At 71.5% G+C, this 362-nt stretch carries 1 protein-coding gene; it reads right to left on the reverse strand.

The genetic code is table 11. The features are described from left to right. The coding region (locus AC1D0A_RS22020) for a transposase (protein ID WP_476946849.1) at nt 1-362 on the reverse strand (362 nt) is incomplete at both ends.

Genomic DNA, 362 nt, shown 5'->3' on the forward strand with positions numbered 1-362 from the left:
TTGCCTTCCCTGCTGATGGATCCGTCGCGTCGTTTGCCTGCCGATTCGTACTGGGTGGGGGACAGACCCGATGCCCGGTAGATCTGTGACGGCCCGGGCCAGCGGTGCGGGTCGCCCAGGGCGCCGCCGTAGTTGCCGGCGCGGACCACACCCCAGCCCGGGGTCGTGGTGAGCGTCGCGAACGGGCTCAACGGAAGCAACCGGGCGAACTCTGCCTCGGATGCGTCGATCTGCGCGGTGAGCTCGGTCAGCAGGTCCAGATCGGCGGCCAGCACCTGCCGGGCCACGGCTGCGTCCGCCGTGGTCAGCGCGTCGCGGGCGGCACGGACGAGCCGTTCGGCCAGCGGCTGCCGAACGTGGAG

The organism is Arthrobacter sp. P1_D4 (assembly GCF_056406115.1).